Source organism: Donghicola sp. XS_ASV15, assembly GCF_041224595.1.
Taxonomy (GTDB): Bacteria; Pseudomonadota; Alphaproteobacteria; order Rhodobacterales; family Rhodobacteraceae; genus Donghicola.
Genome location: NZ_JBGFGN010000076.1, coordinates 1 through 628, shown reverse-complemented (window position 1 = coordinate 628; position 628 = coordinate 1). Strand labels below are relative to the sequence as shown.

Annotated in this window: 1 pseudogene; it reads right to left on the bottom strand. The window is 54.0% G+C overall.

Annotated features, from left to right (window positions below):
* Window positions 1–202: 202 nt before the first annotated feature.
* Window positions 203–322 (bottom strand): annotated as a pseudogene (locus AB9K37_RS01830) (transposase); the annotation flags it as partial.
* Window positions 323–628 lie beyond the last annotated feature (306 nt).

Genomic DNA, 628 nt, shown 5'->3' with positions numbered 1-628 from the left:
GCGGATCCCATCGAGGCCAGAAGCAACCGAAATGCTTCAAGAAAGGCCGGATAGATTCACGCATCCAATGCCGCTGCTACTATCGTGAAAAACACCTTGCGCGGGGGGCGTCCATAGATCCACTCCTTGGTGGTTACGATGTGCCAGAAACCCTCTCTTATCAAATCAACCCAAACTGTCCCATTGGCGCTGACGTCAGACACTTGTAGAACGTCGCCGTGCTCAGGCCGTGCTTGCGGCACAACTCAGCCGTCGACATCCCGGCCTCCTGTTCCTTGATCATCTCGATAATTTGCGCCTCGGTGAAACGGCTCTTTCTCATGTGTCTGCTCCTTCAGAGTCGGCGCAGACTCTACATTAAGGTGAGGGATTTCGCGGGGGGCAGGTCACGGGCGACAACCTCAAAAGTTGCTATAGGAGTTGCCTGCGGGCAACTCTCTACTAAAAAGCGTAGCGTTAGGTTAATGCACCCGATCAGAAGAGGAAATTGTCTTGGCTGTTGAGCTCTGACAGCGATGCACCGCGCACCAGAATCTCGACATCGCCGTATTCCACCAGCACGAATTTGCCGCTCTTGGAGAAGCTCAGGTCATCGAAAGACACATCAGCCTGCGCCAGATCGATCAGA